Origin of the sequence: Microbispora sp. ATCC PTA-5024 (genome assembly GCF_000511135.2) — a bacterium.
GTDB classification, from domain to species: domain Bacteria; phylum Actinomycetota; class Actinomycetes; order Streptosporangiales; family Streptosporangiaceae; genus Microbispora; species Microbispora corallina.
On record NZ_KI866522.1, the window covers coordinates 1,369,194 to 1,386,625 of the forward strand.

Annotated in this window: 15 protein-coding genes and 1 pseudogene; 10 read left to right on the forward strand and 6 right to left on the reverse strand. The window is 72.9% G+C overall.

Annotated elements, in window-relative coordinates:
* Positions 1-38: 38 nt before the first annotated feature.
* A complete protein-coding gene (locus MPTA5024_RS06185) occupies positions 39-482 on the forward strand; it encodes a Fur family transcriptional regulator (protein ID WP_036320663.1) in 444 nt (147 codons plus the stop codon).
* Positions 472-1,617, forward strand: coding sequence for a VIT1/CCC1 transporter family protein (locus tag MPTA5024_RS06190; protein ID WP_051457755.1), 1,146 nt, complete (start codon positions 472-474; stop codon positions 1,615-1,617). The genes MPTA5024_RS06185 and MPTA5024_RS06190 overlap by 11 nt, the downstream gene beginning before the upstream one ends.
* Before the next feature lie 62 nt (positions 1,618-1,679).
* Here the strand turns inward: MPTA5024_RS06190 and MPTA5024_RS06195 are convergent, their stop codons facing one another.
* The 4 genes from MPTA5024_RS06195 to MPTA5024_RS06210 all read right to left on the reverse strand — a co-directional run bounded on the left by MPTA5024_RS06195 (position 1,680) and on the right by MPTA5024_RS06210 (position 6,118).
* The gene (locus tag MPTA5024_RS06195) at positions 1,680-2,120 is read right to left on the reverse strand and encodes a response regulator (protein WP_036320666.1); all 441 of its coding nucleotides are present in this window, start codon (positions 2,118-2,120) and stop codon (positions 1,680-1,682) included.
* Entirely contained in the window at positions 2,117-3,904 is a 1,788-nt protein-coding gene (locus MPTA5024_RS06200; protein WP_063794625.1) for a sensor histidine kinase, read from the reverse strand. Before MPTA5024_RS06200 ends, MPTA5024_RS06195 begins: the two co-directional genes overlap by 4 nt.
* On the reverse strand, positions 3,901-5,220 hold the full coding sequence (locus tag MPTA5024_RS06205; protein WP_232326236.1) for a PP2C family protein-serine/threonine phosphatase: 1,320 nt from the start codon (positions 5,218-5,220) through the stop codon (positions 3,901-3,903). The genes MPTA5024_RS06200 and MPTA5024_RS06205 overlap by 4 nt, the downstream gene beginning before the upstream one ends.
* A 355-nt stretch (positions 5,221-5,575) precedes the next feature.
* On the reverse strand, positions 5,576-6,118 hold the full coding sequence (locus MPTA5024_RS06210) for a CAP family protein (RefSeq protein ID WP_198166965.1): 543 nt from the start codon (positions 6,116-6,118) through the stop codon (positions 5,576-5,578).
* Positions 6,119-7,004: 886 nt separating this feature from the next.
* Between MPTA5024_RS06210 and MPTA5024_RS43255 the strand changes: the two are divergent.
* The 5 genes and pseudogenes from MPTA5024_RS43255 to MPTA5024_RS06235 form a co-directional block, all read left to right on the forward strand.
* Positions 7,005-7,169 (forward strand): annotated as a pseudogene (locus tag MPTA5024_RS43255) (transposase family protein); the annotation flags it as partial.
* Between the two features lie 255 nt (positions 7,170-7,424).
* Positions 7,425-8,273 carry an MOSC domain-containing protein gene (locus tag MPTA5024_RS43260; RefSeq protein WP_442922043.1) on the forward strand — a complete coding sequence of 283 codons (849 nt, stop codon included), beginning with the start codon at positions 7,425-7,427 and terminating at the stop codon, positions 8,271-8,273.
* 148 nt (positions 8,274-8,421) lie between these two features.
* The gene (locus MPTA5024_RS06225; RefSeq protein ID WP_036320672.1) at positions 8,422-9,522 is read left to right on the forward strand and encodes a threonine aldolase family protein; all 1,101 of its coding nucleotides are present in this window, start codon (positions 8,422-8,424) and stop codon (positions 9,520-9,522) included.
* A 281-nt stretch (positions 9,523-9,803) separates the two neighbouring features.
* Positions 9,804-10,754: an aldo/keto reductase gene (locus tag MPTA5024_RS06230; RefSeq protein ID WP_036320674.1), complete on the forward strand. Its 951-nt coding sequence runs from the start codon at positions 9,804-9,806 to the stop codon at positions 10,752-10,754.
* Positions 10,755-10,758: 4 nt separating this feature from the next.
* Positions 10,759-11,463 (forward strand): (2Fe-2S)-binding protein, encoded by a 705-nt coding sequence (locus tag MPTA5024_RS06235; RefSeq protein WP_051457757.1) that lies wholly within the window; start codon positions 10,759-10,761, stop codon positions 11,461-11,463.
* 13 nt (positions 11,464-11,476) lie between these two features.
* Here the strand turns inward: MPTA5024_RS06235 and murQ are convergent, their stop codons facing one another.
* Both murQ and MPTA5024_RS06245 read right to left on the reverse strand, forming a co-directional pair.
* On the reverse strand, positions 11,477-12,433 hold the full coding sequence (gene murQ, locus MPTA5024_RS06240; protein WP_269750547.1) for an N-acetylmuramic acid 6-phosphate etherase: 957 nt from the start codon (positions 12,431-12,433) through the stop codon (positions 11,477-11,479).
* Positions 12,430-13,467 carry a MurR/RpiR family transcriptional regulator gene (locus MPTA5024_RS06245; protein ID WP_084369448.1) on the reverse strand — a complete coding sequence of 346 codons (1,038 nt, stop codon included), beginning with the start codon at positions 13,465-13,467 and terminating at the stop codon, positions 12,430-12,432. Before MPTA5024_RS06245 ends, murQ begins: the two co-directional genes overlap by 4 nt.
* Before the next feature lie 182 nt (positions 13,468-13,649).
* On the opposite strand from MPTA5024_RS06245, the gene MPTA5024_RS06250 reads away from it, so the two are divergent.
* From MPTA5024_RS06250 to MPTA5024_RS06260, 3 genes are all read left to right on the forward strand, one after another.
* On the forward strand, positions 13,650-15,200 hold the full coding sequence (locus MPTA5024_RS06250; protein WP_036320681.1) for a sodium:solute symporter: 1,551 nt from the start codon (positions 13,650-13,652) through the stop codon (positions 15,198-15,200).
* A gap of 54 nt (positions 15,201-15,254) precedes the next feature.
* A complete protein-coding gene (locus tag MPTA5024_RS06255) occupies positions 15,255-16,427 on the forward strand; it encodes an anhydro-N-acetylmuramic acid kinase (protein ID WP_036320683.1) in 1,173 nt (390 codons plus the stop codon).
* 94 nt (positions 16,428-16,521) lie between these two features.
* Positions 16,522-17,370, forward strand: a complete 849-nt coding sequence (locus MPTA5024_RS06260; RefSeq protein ID WP_051457758.1) for a helix-turn-helix transcriptional regulator — start codon at positions 16,522-16,524, stop codon at positions 17,368-17,370.
* The last annotated feature ends 62 nt before the right edge of the window (positions 17,371-17,432 follow it).

The window sequence follows — 17,432 nt, forward strand, 5'->3', positions numbered from 1 at the left end:
TACTTGGACAAAGTACAAACAAGCCGGAGGACGACACGGTGGCGGGCGAGGCCGGGACGCGGATGCGGGAGGCCGGGCTGCGGGTCACGCGGCCGCGGGTCGCGGTGATCGGCGCGCTGGAGGCGATGCGCGGGCACCACACGGCCGACGAGGTGCACGCCCACCTGGCCAGGAACGACGTCGCGCTGCCCCGGACGAGCGTCTACAACTCCCTGACGGCGCTCGCCGACGCCGGCCTCGTGATGCGGGCCGACGTGGGGCGTGGCGCGATCGTCTACGAGGTCGCGGAGACCTGGCACCACCACTTCGTGTGCGGGCGGTGCGGCGGGGTGAGCGACGTCGCCTGCCTCGCCGGGGCGCGTCCCTGCCTCACACCGGGCGAGGACGTGGGAGCCGTCGACGAGGCCCAGGTCGTCTTCCGGGGCACCTGCCGCCGGTGCCTGGACGCGGACGGAGGAGGAGACACAGCCCATGAGCACTGAGACCCGCGACATCCCCGCCGGGCGCGACCGGCGGGCGGCCGCCCGCTACCGCGACCTCCTCCGGTCGGAGCGGCGGAGCGCGGCCCTCTACCGGGGTCTCGCCGCCGGGGCCGCGGGCGAGCGGCGGCGGATCCTGACGGAGCTCGCCGCCGTCGAGGAACGGCACGCCGCCCACTGGGCGGCCAAGCTCGCCGCGCTCGGCGAGGACGTCCCCGGGGCCGGGCGTCCCGGGTTGCGCGTCCGGCTGCTGTCCGCGCTGGCCCGCCGGTTCTCGGCCGACGTCGTGCTGCCGCTCGTCGAGCGGGCCGAGCACGCGGACGCCGGCCTCTACGACGGCGACCCCGACGCCGCGCCCGGCATGGCCGTCGACGAGCGGTCCCATGCGCGGGTGCTCACCCGGCTGCGCGACGCGGGCGGCGCCGGAGGCCGCGAGATCGCCCGTCATGAGCGGTGGCACCGCGGCGACCGCTCCGGGACGCTGCGGGCCGCCGTGTTCGGCGTCAACGACGGCCTGGTCTCCAACACCTCGCTCGTCATGGGCTTCGCCGGGTCGGGGGCCGCAGGCAGGACGGTCCTGTTCGCCGGGCTCGCCGGTCTGCTCGCCGGAGCGTTCTCGATGGCCGCCGGGGAGTACGTCTCCATGCGCAGCCAGCGGGAGGCCTACGAGCGCGAGATCGCCCTGGAGTCGGAAGAGCTCCGCGACGACCCGGAGGCCGAGGCGGAGGAGCTGGCGCTGATCTACCGGGCCAAGGGCCTGGACGCCGACGAGGCCGAGCGCGTCGCCACGACGATCATGAAGGACCGCGAGGCGGCCCTGGACACGATGGCCCGCGAGGAGCTCGGCCTCGACCCCGACGACCTCGGGTCTCCGTGGGGGGCGGCGCTGTCCAGCTTCGCCGCGTTCGCCGCCGGGGCCGTCGTCGCCGTCCTGCCGTACCTGTTCGGCGCGGGCCCGGCGGCGCCCGTCGTGGCCATCGGCCTCGCGGCGGTCGCCCTGTTCGCGGTCGGCGCCGCCCTCGGCCTGCTGAACGGCCGCGGTCCGCTGCGCTCCGGCGGTCGTCAGCTCCTCGTGGGGGGAGGCGCCGCCCTGGTCGTGTACCTCGTCGGCCACCTCATCGGGACCACCGGCGCCTGAGGCCGCGGAAGGCCGGTCGTCGCATGACCGCACCGGCCCCGCCGCGGGGGCCTGCGCCGCCGTCAGAGGCGCGGCAGCCGCACCACCTGGACGAAGAACTCGTCGATCTGCTGGACGGCCGAGATGAACCGGTCGAGGTCGACCGGCTTGGTGACGTACGCGTTGGCGTGCAGCTTGTAGCTGCGCAGGATGTCCTCCTCGGCGGCCGAGGTGGTCAGCACGACGACGGGGATGTGCGACAGGTCCGGGTCGGACTTGACGCGCTGCAGGACCTCCCGGCCGTCGTACTTCGGCAGGTTGAGATCGAGGAGGATGAGGCCGGGCCGCGGCGCGTCGGCGTGCTGTCCCCGCCGGTAGAGGAAGTCGAGCGCCTCCTCGCCGTCGCGGACGACGTGCAGCGTGTTGCCGATCTTGTTGTCCTCGAACGCCTCGCGCGTCATGAGCTCGTCACCCGGGTCGTCCTCGACGAGCAGGACGTCGATGGGCTCGGTGGGGGCCGTCATTCGGATGTCCCTTCGATGCCGGCGGCCGGGGGGCGGGCCTGTGCGCTGGTCACGCTGGCGGCGGTGGTGGATGCGGTGGTGGATGCGGTGGCCGTGGTGGTGGGTGCGCTGATGGGCATAGTGAAGCAGAAACGGGTGCCGCCGGTGTAGCCGGTGTCGATCCAGATGCGGCCCCCGTGGTGCTCGACGATCTTCTTGCACAGCGCGAGGCCGATGCCGGTGCCGGTGTACTGGTCGCGGCTGTGGAGCCGCTGGAAGATGACGAAGACCTTCTCGTTGAACTCCTCGGGAATGCCGATGCCGTTGTCCGCGACGCCGAAGACCCAGAAGGCCCGCTCGGCGTCGGGCTCGCAGTCGATGCGCACGACGGGCGGACGCTCGGGGTGCCGGAACTTGACGGCGTTGCCGATGAGGTTCTGCCACAGCATGGCGAGCAGCGCGGGGTCCCCGACGACGCGGGGCAGCTCGTCCGGCCGCTCGATCCGGGCGCCGGACTCCTCGACGGCCGCGGCGAGGTTGGCCAGCGCCTTGTCCACCACCTGGTCGAGCGCCACGTCGGCCCGGGCGTCGTTGAGGCGGCCGACGCGGGAGAAGGTGAGCAGGTCGTTGATGAGGACCTGCATGCGCTTGGCGCCGTCCACGGCGAAGTCGATGTACTGCACGCCGCGTTCGTCGAGCTTGTCGCGGTAACGGCGTTCGAGCATCTGGCAGAAGGACGCCACCTTGCGCAGCGGCTCCTGCAGGTCGTGCGAGGCGACGTAGGCGAACTGCTCGAGCTCGCCGTTGGAACGGCGCAACTCGGCCGCCTGGGCGTCGAGGTCCGCCGCCTGGCGGGCCAGGGCCTCCTGCTGCGCCTGCGACGCCTGGAGCTCGGCGACGATGCGCCGCCGCATGTTCTCCACGTCGTCGGCCATGGCCCTGAGGTCGGCCGGACCCTGCGGGGTGATGCGGTGGGTGAACTCGCCGTCCGCCACCCGCCGGGACGCGACGCGCAGCCGCCACAGCGGCCGGGCGACCAGCAGGTTGAGCAGCACGCCCAGCACGATCGCGGCGAGGACGAACACGGCGACCAGCGCGCCCAGCACGTAGCTCCGGACGGTGCGGATGTGCCGGAGCTGCTCCATCCCCCGGGTGCGCGCCTGGTCCAGGTGGGCGGTCTGCGCGTTCAGCAGGACGCGGATGCGATCGAACGCGGCCTTGCCGCGGTCGGCGGTGGCCGTGTCGATCGGCCGGGGCGCGCCCACCGTGACCGAGGCGATCAGCGGCTCGGCGTACGACCGCCGCCACCCGGCTCCCGCCGCCTCGATCGACTCGAGGTCGGCCAGCAGGGACGACTGGCCGCTCAGCAGGGCCCGCAGCCGGGCCGCCGCCTCGGCCTCGGCCTGCTTGCCCGCCGTGTACGGCTGGAGGAAGGGCGGCTGGGCGGCGATGGCGTAGCCGCGCGCCCCGGTCTCCTGGTCGAGCAGCGCGGTCTGCAGCCGGTACGCGTCGACCCTGGCAGGTCCGAGCGTCGAGATCACGTAGTCGGAGACCCGGGTGGTGTCGGCGAGCAGGCGCGCCCCGACCACGGTGCCGCCGACCACCAGCAGGATCATCAGGCCCAGGACGATCTGGAACCAGCCCTGGACCGTGGTCCGCCGGAGCAGCGGGACCGGCCCCTGGGCGTCGTGGGGCGCGGCGTCCGGCGGCGCGGCCGGTGCGCGCGACTCCTCCGGGCCCGCCGGCACGGTCGACGTCGCCGGCGCCGAGGGGGTCAGGGGTGTCGATGTCGAGGGTGTCGTCATCGGGTGGTGTCCGCTTCCTTGCTCCACTGCAGATGCACGAGGGCCACGTCGTCGGCCAGGCCGCCGTAGTCCTCCGACAGCGCCTCGGCCCGGCGGAGCAGCGTGTCGACGAACTCCTGCGGAGGCAGCCCGGCCGCCTCCCGGGCCAGGGCCAGCAGGCCGTCCTCGCCCAGCCGCTCCCCCGCGGGGCCGACGCGTCCCTCGTACAGGCCGTCGGTGAACAGGACGATCTCCGCGTCGGGCGGCAGCTCCATCTCGTGGACCGTGAAGACCACGACCCCGGGGAGCAGCCCGAGGGCCGGGCCGCCGGGAGGCACGACGAGGTCCACTCCCGCCGGTGAGCGCACGAGCATGCCGGGGTGGCCCGCCCGCAACACGGTCGCGGCGCGCCTGTCGGGTGACAGCACGAGGCTGGTCACGGTGGCGAAGACCTGGCCGCCGGGCCGCTCCGCGATCAGCAACTCCTGCAGCATGTCCAGCTGCCGGGGGCCGAACGTCCCGTTGATCACGAGGGTGCGCCAGGCGATCCGCAGCCCCACGCCGAGCGCCGCCTCGTCGGGGCCGTGCCCGGACACGTCGCCGATCAGCGCGTGCACGCTGCCGTCCGCCAGTTGGACGACGTCGTAGAAGTCACCGCCCAGGAGCGTCTGGGCGCGGCCCGGCCGGTAGCGCGCCACCACGTCCACGTCGCCGGCGCCGCGCAGCAGCGGCACGGGCAGCAGGCCGCGCTCCAGGCGGGCGTTCTCCTGGGCGTGGATCCGGCTGGCCTGCAGGGCGGCGGACACCTGCTCGGCCTGCTTGCGCTGCATCGCGTACCGCACGGTCCGGCCGAACAGGTCGGGTTCGACCTTGCCCTTGACCAGGTAGTCCTGCGCGCCCGCGGCCACCGCGTCCAGCCCGGCCGACTCCTCGGCGAGGCCGGTGAGCACGACGACGGGGATGTGGGAGGCCTGCTGCCGCAGGGTGCCGAGCGCCTGGAGGCCGTGCGCGTCGGGCAGGTGCAGGTCCAGCAGAACGCAGCGGGGCGAGTTCGCGGCCAGCAGGTCGCGTGCCTGGTCGAGGCTGCGCGCCCACAGCAGGCGCATCTTCAGCCCGCTGTCGGCCAGAAGCTCCTCCACGAGGAGGGCGTCGCCGGCGTCGTCCTCGACGAGGAGCAGCGGCGGCGGCTCGTCCGAGGGGGGCGGCTGCGGCTCCTCCGTCACGGGCAGGCGCGGGCTGATCGACACGTCCAGACGGCCCGGGCCGGCGTGCCCGCGCCCCCCGGGAAGGACGGGCAGCACGCTCGCGCCGCGCGGATCGCGGGGCTCGGGTCTCACCGAGAGTGACACCTTCCCGCCCCTCATCGCGCCGGCTCGATAACACAAGAACAATACCGGCGAACGTGAGTGGGACCACACGCCGTCCCGCCGGGGTCGTGAGTACACGACCCCGGCGGGCGCGGCGGCCTGGTCCGCGGTCTTCTAGCTCTGGCCCGCCTTCTTCTTCGCCGCTCCGGTGTTCAGCTTCTCGGCGGGCGGCGGAGAGGCGTCGGCGGGCTTCGGGCTCTTCGCGCCGGCCGGCAGGCGGCCGCTCATCTCACTGGAGTCCGTGTCGTCCTCCTCTATAGGCGTGATCAGCGGCTCGACGCGATGGCGCCCGTGGTCGGAGTGGGATCGGGCTCGACCGGGCGGATCAGAGGGGACGCGGGACGTTGTCGACGTACTGGCCGATGACGTTGCCCCCCGGGGCGTACACGGCCACGGCGTACCATCCGCCGTGGGCGCTCCTGGCCAGGCCGACGCCGAGCCGGGTGCTGCTCTTCCACACGACCTGCGTGAACGGGCCGGAGGTGCGGTCGTAGCCCGGCTTGCTCCAGTCGTAGGAGGCGATCCGGTCGTACCAGGCCTTCACGATCGCGGCGGGCGTGGGCTGGGCCGGCGCCCCCCAGTAGAGGTTCTCGCCGTAGCCGAGCTGCGGGGCGGTGGAGTGCTTCAACGTGCCGGCGGCCGCGATCGTCCTCGCCCAGTCGGCGGCGAAGGCGGTCAACGCCGGGTCGAGCGACAGCGGGGGCGAGCCGTGCCGGGCCCGGTACGCGTTGTGCTCGGCGAGCATGCCGGCCGCGAAGGCGGCGTCAGCCGAGGCCGGCGGCGGCGCCGTGGGCGCGGGCGACGGCGTCACGGTGGCGGGCGCCGAGGGCGACGGCAGCGGCGTCGGAGCCGCCGCAAATGTGGGCACCGGCATCGCAGCCGGCGCGGGCGTGAGCCCCGGCGCGGGCGTGAGCCCCGGCGCGGGCGTGAGCCCCGGTGCGGGTGACGGCGTGGGCACGGGCGGCGGTGTCATGACGGCGGACGCCGTGGGCGTGGACGTCGGTCCACCCGCCGCGCCTGGCACGCCGGACCCCGCGCACCCCGTCGCCGTACGGGACGGCGCACAGACCGGTGCCGTACCGGATGTCGCCAGGCTGAGTGCGGCGGCGAGCCCCGCGACGGCCGTGACCGGAATCCCCATGTGCGCATTCCCCCGAAGACGCGACGACGCGAGCACGATCGGCCCGCGCTGGACGCACCCATGATGGGGTGCGACCTGCGGATTCCGGATCAGTGACACGCCGCAGGCGCGTCAGGAACCCCGGGAGGCGGCCAGCCTCGTAATGGGCCGGAAAATCGGTCCGACCGAGGTGCAGGAGATCTTCCCGAACCGCATCGGATCCCTGTCGCCGGAACCTGGACCAGCTCCCCGCGCGGATCCGCCGGCCGCGGTCGGAATCTCCAGCCGTGCCAGGCGTATTTTGGCGGCCGCGGTGCCTATTTTCCCAGCTCAGACAAGCGCGGAAAATACGAGCGCGTCCACCTGGTCCACGTGGACACCCCGCACACAGCACCCTCGGCCGCCCCCGGGCAGAAATCGGCGGGCCCGCGAAGCCATGCCCTGACTCCCCTGTACCTCCTACAGCGACACACCATCACGTCTGGTGCCGTCTCGGGCGAATAGTTACTAGGTCCGACTGAGCAGCCCGCCGGCGGCGTCGTCACGACAGGCCGAGGCCGCGACCGGCGCCACCCTTGACGGTGCCGGACGGCTCACGGCGGCCGCCACGCTGTGGCCGAAGGCTCCCTGCCGCCGCTTGGCGTACGCGATCCTGGACGGCACGCTGATTCCGATCGACCGGGTGGCAGACCAGAGGCCGTATTACTCCGGTAAGCACAAGCGGCACGGCGTGAACGTGCAGGTCATCGCCGACGCTGCCGGCCGGCTGGTGTGGGCCTCACCGGCACTGCGGGGCTCGGCGCAAGCGGGATGGTGGAAGGGTAGGACAGCACAGGCGAGGCTCCTGGCCGGGGCATCGGATCTTGGTCGACGCTGTCTTACCGGGAGCCTCGCTCTCATCGATCTGCGGGCCGCACCTGCCCTGGGCTGCAAGATCAGCCTGGAAGGCTCAGCCAACGGCCTCACACGTCTTTCCCGAGCGCTGGCGGCGTTGGCGCCACCCTCTGTGACGAGTGCTTTGCGGCGGAAGTTCGTCGTGCCACCAGCCTCCGAGGTGTCAGGCAGGCGTGGCAGCATGATCGTCATGCAGACGGTTGTCGCGCTCCGGCGCTATCCGCTCAAGAGCGCCCGGGGCGAGGTTCTCGACGCGGCTGACGTCGAGCCGAACGGTCTGCGCGGCGACCGGACGTGGGCCTGTATCGACCGCCTCGACGGGACAGTCGGCAGCGCCAAAGACCCACGACGATGGGGGCGCCTGCTCGATGTCGGTACGAGCATGCGGGATGACGGCCCGGAGACGGCTCTGACGCTGCATGTCGACGGCACGTCGCTGCCGGCCGGAAGCGCCGCGGCGGATGCCGCACTCAGCCACCACCTGGGCCGCCCGGTGCGGCTGAGCCGGGACGTGCCGCCCGATGCGAGGCTGCACCGGACGCTGCCTGATGACATCGGCATGGTGCCGGATTGGATGGGCGGTGCCCGCCCCGGTCAGGAAACCATCACAGCGATCGCAGGCGCGAGGCAGGTCGGCCGGTTCGTCGACTTCGGCGCCGTTCACATCGTGACCACCGGCGCGCTGTCTCTGCTTGGTCAGCGCATGGCAGGCGCCAGTGTGGCCGCGGCACGGTTCCGCCCGAACCTGGTGATCGACGCGCCGCACGACCCCGAACCGGGGCAGGAACTACGTCTGGGTGATGCCGTGCTGCGGGTGACACTGCCCACTCCGAGGTGCGTCGTTCCCGGACTCTCCCAGACCGGACTGCCGGCCGACCTCTCGGTGCTGAGCGCCCTGGCCCGGCACTACCGCATCCCGGTGGCCGGGCTCGGGCGGGCAGCCTGCTTCGGGACCTACGCCGATGTCGTCCAGCCCGGCCGACTCCGACTGGGGCAGGTCGTCCGGTGAGCAGAGCTCCGTACCTGGTCGCCGGTGTCTCTGCCGCAGATGCGGTCGTCGTAGCGACCGCTCGGCGGCAATTGAGCGCGCGGCGCTGATCGCCTGCCGCCGGGAAAAATCGCTTGACCCTAATGCGCTGACCTGTGACTATCCGCCGATGTCCCACAACACCCGGCAGCGTCGGCTTGCCGCACTGCGCGCCTGCGACCGAATTCTTTCCGGTATCCGGCCCCCGACCATGAGGGATCGGCTCGCGGACATGGACGCGGGTGGTGACCTGGACGATCAGCCCGACTTCTACGGCGACGGCCCAGTCAACACGCTCGAAGAACGCGTGGCAGACCTACTAGGAACCGAGGCCGCCGTCTTCTTCCCCACCGGCACGATGGCCCAACAGGTCGCGCTGCGCTACGGCGCTGAACGCACCGGCCACCCCACGGTCGCCCTGCACCCGATCGGCCACCTGGAGGTGGACGAGCGGCACGCCTACGCCCACCTGAGCGGCCTGCGCAGCACCTGGCCGACCACCGCACCCCGCAACCCCACGGCAGAGGAGATCACCGCGCTCGCCGAACCCGTGAGCACCGTCGTCATCGAACTGCCGCTGCGCGACGCCGGCTTCGTCCTCCCCGGCTGGGACGAGCTGGTCGCCGTATCCGCTGCGGCGCGCGCCATCGGCGCCCGGGTACATTTCGACGGCGCCCGAATCTGGGAATCCACCCCACACCTGGCACACACCCTCGGCGAGATCGCCGACCTCGCCGACAGCACCTACGTCTCGTTCTACAAGACGATCGGCGGTATCAGCGGGGCGGCACTCGCGGGCACCACCGAGCTCGCCTCCTACGCCCGCATCTGGCGGCACCGCTACGGCGGCGAGGTGTTCCAGCAATGGCCAGCCGCTCTGACCGCACTCGCCGGCCTCGCCAGGGAACTGCCCCGCATCCCCGAGTATGTGCGCCACGCGCGAACAGTCGCTGCGGCACTCACCGCGCTTCCCGGCGCGCGGGTGTATCCAGAACCTCCGCACACCCATCGATTCCGCCTCTGGCTGCCTCACCCGGCGCAGGCGCTCAACGACGCTGCCCTGGCACTCGCCGAGCAGGAGAAGGTGTGGTTCGTCGCCGGATGGCAGGAAACAGCGGTGCCGGGCATGGCGATGACCGAGATCACCGTGGCCGCACCCGCTCTCGAATGGACCACCGAGGACATCACCGAGATCGGTGAACGCTTCCTCAGCCACGCCCTCGACTCCTGACACTCAGGGTGGGCGTGGCGCTGCGTAGCACGCGGATCGGGGCAGAACGCGAATGCCTCCCCCGGCCGGCGACGGGATGCGCTCCGCGGGCGGTGTCCGGCCGCACGAGAACGAGACCCCCTCCGGCGTGCCCGGCCACCTGGCGCAGGGGTGCTCCTGAACCGGGATGAGGAGCCTTCGCCGGCACCGGCCCGGAACACTCCTAGATCGACATCGTGTGGACCGGAATGTCAGACTTCCCTACCGGAGATCCGACCCGGGACACGAGTGGGGAGCGTGCCATGGCGCAGGTGAATCTGGCTTTGGGGACGATGTACTTCGGCACCCGCCTTGACGGACGGGCCTCGCGGGAGGTGCTGGACCGGTTCGTCGACGCGGGCGGCACCCTGATCGACACCGCGGACTGCTACTCCTTCTGGGCCGACCCCAGCGGCTACGGCGGGCAGAGCGAGCGCGTCATCGGGGAGTGGCTGGCGAGCCGCCCCGGAGCGCGCGACCGGGTGTCCATCAGCACGAAGGTGGGCGCCGAGCCCACGACCGGAGCCGACGGGTGGCCCGCCAACCGGGAGGGACTGTCGGCGCCGGCGATCAAGGCGGGAATCGAGGGCAGCCTCCGCCGCCTCGGCGTCGAGCACGTCGAGATCTGCTGGGCGCACATGGAGGACCGCTCCGCGCCCCTGGAGGAGACCGTCGAGGCGTTCGCCGAGCTGGTCGAGGCCGGCACGATCGGCCGGCTGGGCGCGTCCAACCACCCGATCTGGCGGGTGGAGCGGGCCCGGAACATCGCCGCGACCGCCGGGTGGGCGGGGTACACGGCGCTGCAGCTGCGCACCTCGTACATCCGGCCGCGGCCCGACTCGCCGGTGCCCGACCAGAACCACCGCTTCGGCTGGGTCTCGGAGGAGGTGATCGACTACGTCGGCTGCCACCCGGAGATCGACCTGTGGGCTTACACGGCCCTGCTCAACGGCTTCTACGTGCGGGACGACCGGCCGCTGCCGGAGGCGTACGACCATCCGGGGACGGCGCGGCGCCTGGAGGCGCTGACGGAGGTGGCCGGTGAGCTGGGAGTCACGCGCAACCAGGTGGTGCTGGCGTGGCTGACCGGCGGGTCGCCCGCCGTCACGCCGATCGTCGGGGTGAGCGGCGTGACGCAGCTGGACGAGGCGCTGGCCGGGGTGGCGCTCGAACTGCCCGAGGAGCTCCGCCGCCGGCTCGATCAAGCCGGCTGAGCAGGTGCTCGACGCCCTGACCGGCCGCCTGAGGACCCTGGAGAGCGAGCGCGGCGGCGTGCTCGGCGTGCTGCCCCAGCTGGTCGCGGGCGACACCACCGGCTGGACGCGCGTCACCGAGGTCGTGCGGGAGCCGTACGACAGGCTCCTCGCGCTGGTGGACGAGACGGCGGACCGGTGGAAGGCCCCGCGCCACGTGGGTGCGGCGCTGCTGTGGAAGACGTACGGCTACTGGCACACGATGCCGATGGTCCTGGGATGGGCGCTCGGCCGCCGCGTGCCGCTGATGCGGTTCGCGGACACGCTGGTCCGGCCGTCCGCGGCGGGCGTGACGATCGCGGCCACAACGGTGACCGTGGCCGTGCGGCCGGACGACCCGCTGGCGGGCGAGCCCGGGACGCTGGTCGTGCCCGACCTCCCCGGGGCGATCCGGCAGGCGCTCCTGGACGGCCAGCGCCCTCTGATCAGGGCATTGGGCGCGGTGGCGCGGGTGGGCGAGCGGACCCTGTGGGGCTCCACGGCGGAGGCCGTCGTCCACCCGCTGCTCGACCTCGGGCCGTACGCGGACGCGGCCCGGCTCCTGGAACGGATCGGGCCGCCGGTGGCCGGACTGGTCACGGCGGACGGCGACGGCTACCGGCGCCGCACCTGCTGCCTCTGGCTCACCCTGCCGGACGCCGACGCCTGCTCCACCTGCTGCGTCCGCTGATCCCTCGCAGGAGTCAGTCCAGGCCGGCGGCCCGGCGCACGTCGCCGCCCGACCGGTCGAGCCGGGCCGCCGCCTCCGCGGCGTCGCAGTGCGCCAGCAGCATCACGACGGCCGTCTTCGCGTGGCCGCCCGCCGCCTCGAGCGCGCGGGCGGCGGTCTCCGGATCGGCGCCCGCGGCCTGCGCCACGATCCGCCGGGCCCGGTCGGTGAGCTTGTCGTTGGTCGGGCGGACGTCGACCATGAGGTTCCGGTAGACCTTGCCGAGACGCACCATCGACGCGGTCGAGAGCATGTTGCACACCATTTTCTGGGCGCTGCCGGCCTTCAGCCGCGTCGACCCGGTCAGCACCTCGGGACCGGTGACGACCTCGATGGCGACGTCCGCGTGCCCGCTGACCACGGCGTCCCGGTTGCAGGACACCGCGACCGTGCGGGCGTCCAGCGAGCGGGCGTGGTCCAGGCCGCCCACGACGTACGGCGTGCGGCCGCTGGCGGTGAGGCCGACGACGGTGTCGCGGGCGCCCACGCCGATCCGGTCGAGGTCGGCGGCGGCGCCGCGCGGGTCGTCCTCGGCGCCCTCGGCGGCGACGGCGAACGCGTCCGGCCCGCCCGCGACCAGCGCCACCACCTGGCCGGGCGGCGTGCCGAAGGTGGGCGGGCACTCGACCGCGTCGAGCAGCCCGATACGGCCGCTGGTCCCGGCCCCGAGGTAGACGAGCCGGCCGCCCTCACGCAGCGAGGCGGTGATCAGGTCGACGGCGGCGCCGATCCGCGGAAGGGCCTCGCGCACCGCGAGCGCCACCGAGCGGTCCTCGGCGTTCATCGCCTCCAGCAGGTCGGGCACCGGCATGCGGTCCAGGTCGGCCGTCCGCTCGTTGCGGGTTTCCGTGCCGAGCGCGCTGAGATCCACGGCGCGGGCGTCCTTTCTGGCTTTTCCGGTACGGCGGTCGTGCGGGAGGAGAGAGGTCACTCGTGCGCCGGCGTCCGGCGGGCCGCCGAGCGGCGCGTGCGCCAGTGGATGGCGCTGTAGGTGCTCTCCAGGGCTGCGGCGGCCTCGTCGAACCGACGCTGGGCCACGCCGACGAACAGGCAGTCGATCACGGCGAGCTGCGCGATCCGGCTGACCGTCGCGCCCGACCGGAACGGCGTCTCGCGGGCCGACGTGCTCAGCACCAGGTCGGCGCCCTCCCCGAGGAGCGAGTTCGGGTAGTTGGTGAGGGCGATGGTCGTCGCCCCCCGCTCGCCCGCGGCCTGGAGCGGGTCGACCGTGTCCAGCGTCGCCCCCGAGTGCGAGATCCCGATGGCGACGTCGCCGGGCCCGAGCAGCGCGGCCGCGGTCAGCGCGGCGTGCGCGTCGGTCCAGATGAACGCCATCATGCCGATGCGGTGGAGCTTCTGGTGCAGGTCCTGCCCGACGAAGGCGCTCGCCCCGACGCCGAAGACGTCGACGCGCCGGGCCTGCGCGACCGCGTCGACCGCCCGGCCCAGCATCCGGACGTCGAGCCCGGCGCCGGTCTCCTCCAGCGCGCGCACCTCGTTGAAAATGATCTTGTTGACCACCTCGTCGAGCGAGTCGGTCGCGCTGATGTCGGCGCTCACCCGGGGCCGGTCGCCGCCGAGGGCGTCCTCGCGGGCCGCCGCGCCGGCCAGGGCGAGGCGCAACTGGGGGTAGTTCCCCAGCCCGACGGCCCGGCAGAAGCGCATCACCGTGGTGACCGACGTCTGCGCCCGGCCGCTCAGCTCGCTGATCGACATCTGGGCGGCCCTGGCCGGGTCGACGAGGACGGCCTCCGCGACGCGGCGCTCGGCCGGCGCCAGCGAGGGCAGGGCCGCCCGGATCCGTACCAGGACCTCCGCCGCGGGCGACCCGGGAGACTCCGCAGGCCCGGACGTCTCGGCGGATCCCGATGACCCGGACGATGCCCCCGACGTGGGAGACGCGGGCGGCGCGGGAGACGCGGGCGGCCGCTCGGCCGGATCGCCGGGCGAGGCCGGGGAAGACATGCGTTCCTCCAACGGAGCGGGGACGAGCGACAGCGTAGCCGGGGCCACCTGGGTGGTCAAAAATGTACCAAGGAGAGGATTTCGCGTTACTTATTGACATCCACAGTTCGCCGCTCGGATACTCGCTGGATCGTGCGAGCCCCCCACCGGTGGTCCCGCCGGCTCGTCGCAAGGAGGCACCTGTGCGAAGTCTCGACCTCGTCGTCCTCGTCGTGTACCTGGTCGCGATCGCCGTCATCGGGCTGCGCCTGTCCGGACGGCAGAAATCGGCGAAGGACTACTTCGTCGGCGAGGGCCGCATGCCGTGGTGGACCGTCTGCTTCTCGGTCGTCGCCACGGAGACCAGCGTGCTCACCGTCATCAGCGTCCCCGGCGGCGCCTACAGCGGCCAGGGCTTCGGCAACGTGGAGCTGGCGATCGGCTACGTCATCGGCCGGGTCGTCGTCGCCACGGTCCTGATCCCGCTGTACAAGCGGGGCGGCTTCGTCAGCGCCTACCAGTACCTCGGCGACCGGTTCGGGCCGAAGCTGCAGGGGCTCGCCTCGGTGACGTTCGTCGTCACGCGGCTGCTCGCCGAGGGCGTCCGGCTGTTCGCCTCGGCGATCCCGATCAAGCTGCTGCTCGACGAGTTCGGCGTGCACACGAGCTTCCTGGTCATCATCGTCGTGCTGACCGCGATCACCGTGGTCTACACGTACCTGGGGGGCATCAAGGCCGTCATCTGGACCGACGCCATCCAGATGCTCCTGTACCTCGGCGGCGCGGTCCTGGCGATCGTGGTGCTCACCGGGCACGTCGGCGGCCAGGGCTTCGCCGACGCCCTGGACGCGGGCCGCTTCCGGCTGTTCGACACCGACTTCGGCTTCGCCCACATCCTGACCAGCACCTTCGCCCTGCCGACGGCGATCCTCGGCGGCGCCATCTTCGCCATGGCGAGCCACGGCTCCGACCAGCTGATCGTCCAGCGCATCCTGGCCACCCCCAGCCTGCGCGACAGCCAGAAGGCGATGATCGGCTCCGGGGTGTTCATCACGTTCCAGTTCGCGGCGTTCTCGCTCGTCGGGGCGCTGCTGTGGTCGTACAACCAGGGCCGGACCTTCGGCGAGCTGGGTCTGAAGAGCTCCGACAACCTCTACCCGAACTTCATCCTGCACGCCCTGCCCGCCGGCATCTCGGGGCTGCTGGTGGCCGGGATCCTCGGCGCGGCCATGGGCTCGCTGTCGTCCGCTCTGAACTCCATGTCCAACTCGACGGTCTCGGACGTCATGCACAGCTTCTTCCGCCGTACGCCGTCGGACCGGACGCTGCTGAGGCTGGCCCGGGTGATGACATTGGTATGGGCCGTGCTGATGGCCGTGTTCGCGAGCGCCTTCAGCGACAGCACCGGCAACGTCTACCTGACCGGCCTCACCATCGCCGGGTACACGTACGGCGCGCTGCTGGGCGCGTTCCTGCTGGGACGGCTGGTCCGGCGCGCCAACGAGATCGACTCCGTGATCGCCTTCCTCGTCACCGTGGCCGTGATGACCTTCGTCGTGCGCGGCGTCAAGATCGACGTGACCACGGCCGGGACCACCACGTCCGCCGGCATCGCGGCGCAGTGGCTCGTCCCCATCGGAGTGATCGTCACGCTCGTCGTGGGAGGCGCGCTGAGCCTGTTCCACCGCCCGCCTGAGCGGGAGCCGGCCACCGCCCTCGACGGCGCCGCCGCCGGAGGGGCGGCCAGGCCCTGACGGCCGTACGGAGGCAGCCATGTCAAGAGCCGACGTGACCGGAGGGGAGCCGCCGTGCGCGTGATCGGTCTGATGTCGGGCACGTCGTACGACGGCATCGAGGCGGCGGCGGCCGGCCTGACGCTCGCGGGCGACGCCCTGGTGATGCGCCCGATGGGCGCGCTCAGCCTGCCGTACCCGGACGGGCTGCGGGAACGGATCGCCGCCGTGCTGCCTCCGGCGGCCACGACAACGGAGGAGGTCTGCCGGCTGGACGCCGAGATCGGCCACGCCTTCGCCGGGGCCGCGGGCCGCGCGATCGCGGAGCTGTGCGGGGGCGCGGCCGACCTGGTCGTCTCGCACGGCCAGACGGTGTACCACTGGGTGGACGGCGGGGTCGTCCGCGGCACCCTCCAACTGGGGCAGCCGGCCTGGATCGCCGAGGCGACGGGGCTCCCCGTGGTGTCCGACCTGCGCAGCCGGGACGTCGCCGCAGGCGGGCAGGGCGCGCCGCTCGTCAGCATGCTCGACACGCTCCTGCTGCGGGCGCGCGAGGGCGTCCCGGCCGCCCTCAACCTCGGCGGCATCGCCAACGTCACGGTCGTCCCTTCGGAGCGCGACCCGGTCGCGTTCGACACCGGCCCGGCGAACGCGCTGCTCGACGCGGCGGTGCGGCATTTCAGCGGCGGCGCCAGGGACTACGACGAGGACGGCCGGGGAGCGGCCGCCGGCCAGGTGAACAGGGGCCTCCTGGCCGCGCTGCTCGACGATCCGTACTATCGCAGGCCCGCGCCGAAGAGCACCGGCAAGGAGCACTTCCACCTGCCGTACCTGCTGGAGGCGCTGGCCGGGCACCCCGTGCCGTCCCCGGACGACGTGCTGGCGACGCTCACCCGGCTGACCGCCGTCACCGTGGCGGACGCCTGCCGCGCCCACGGCGTCACCGAGCTCGTCGTGTCGGGCGGGGGCGCCCGCAACCCGGCGATGATGCGGATGATCGGCGAGGAGCTGCCGTCGGTGCCGCTGCTGGCCAGCGACGACCTCGGGGTGCCGTCCGCCGCCAAGGAGGCGCTGGCCTTCGCGGTGCTCGGGTTCCTGACCGTGCACGGACTGCCCGGCCAGGTGCCCTCCTGCACCGGAGCGCGGCGCGGCACCCCGCTCGGCTCCCTCACGCCGGGCCGCGCCCCGCTGCGCCTGCCCGCCCCGGCGGACGCGGCTCCCCGGACGCTGCGGGTGATCACGGAATAGGCGGGAGCCGCTCCCCTCGCAGTGATCCGCCTCGGGGGCTGGGTGGCCGGGCCACTCCTACCTACGCACTCTAAATACGACATAACGTACGAATATGGACGGTGACCGACTTCTGGGTGAATTCCTCCGCGCCCGCCGTCACGCCACGAGTCCGGACCAGGTTGGCCTCAGCGCCGGCAGGCGGCGCACTCCGGGCCTCCGCCGCGAGGAGGTGGCCATGCTGGCCGGCGTCAGCTCGGAGTACTACACCCGGCTGGAGCAAGGCAGAGAACGGCGCCCTTCGGAACAGGTGCTGGAGGCCCTGGCACGGGTGTTCGACCTCGACGCCGAGGCCGTCAACCACCTCTACGAGCTCACGCGGCCCCGGCCCCGCAGACGGACGTCCGGGCAGGTCTCCCCCAACCTGCTGCGGCTCATGGCGGGCTGGAATCACCTGCCGGCGCTCATCCTGAACGACCGGATGGATCTGCTGGCCCAGAACCCGCCGGCCGCGGCCCTCCACGAAGGGCTGCTGGAGCCCCTGGGCAACGTGATCCGGATGACCTTCCTCAACCCCGCCTCGCGCGACTTCTACGTGGATTGGGAGCGCGAGGCCCGGGCCAACGCCGCGCATCTGCGCACCGTCGCCGGCGGCGACCCCCAGGACCCGCGCCTCCTGGCGTTGATCGATGAACTCCTGGACGGGAGCGAGGACTTCCGCCGCCTGTGGGCCCGCCACGAGGTGGGGCTCAAGGTCCCCGGCACGATTCGGATACGGCACCGGCGGGTGGGCGAGCTGACCCTCCATTTCGAGGCGCTCGCCGTGCGGAGCGCCCCCGGCCAGTACCTCGTCCTCGGCCAGGCCGAGCCCGGCCCGTCCGAGCACGCCGTGGCCGGGCTCAGGGCGAACGAGCGGACCGGGGACGGGGAGGCCTCCCGTCCCGCCTCCTTTCCCGTCGGCTGACGCGGGCCCCGCGCCTCCCCTGACGGCGGCGGGGAACACGTTCCCGTGAGAACGCCGTTCGC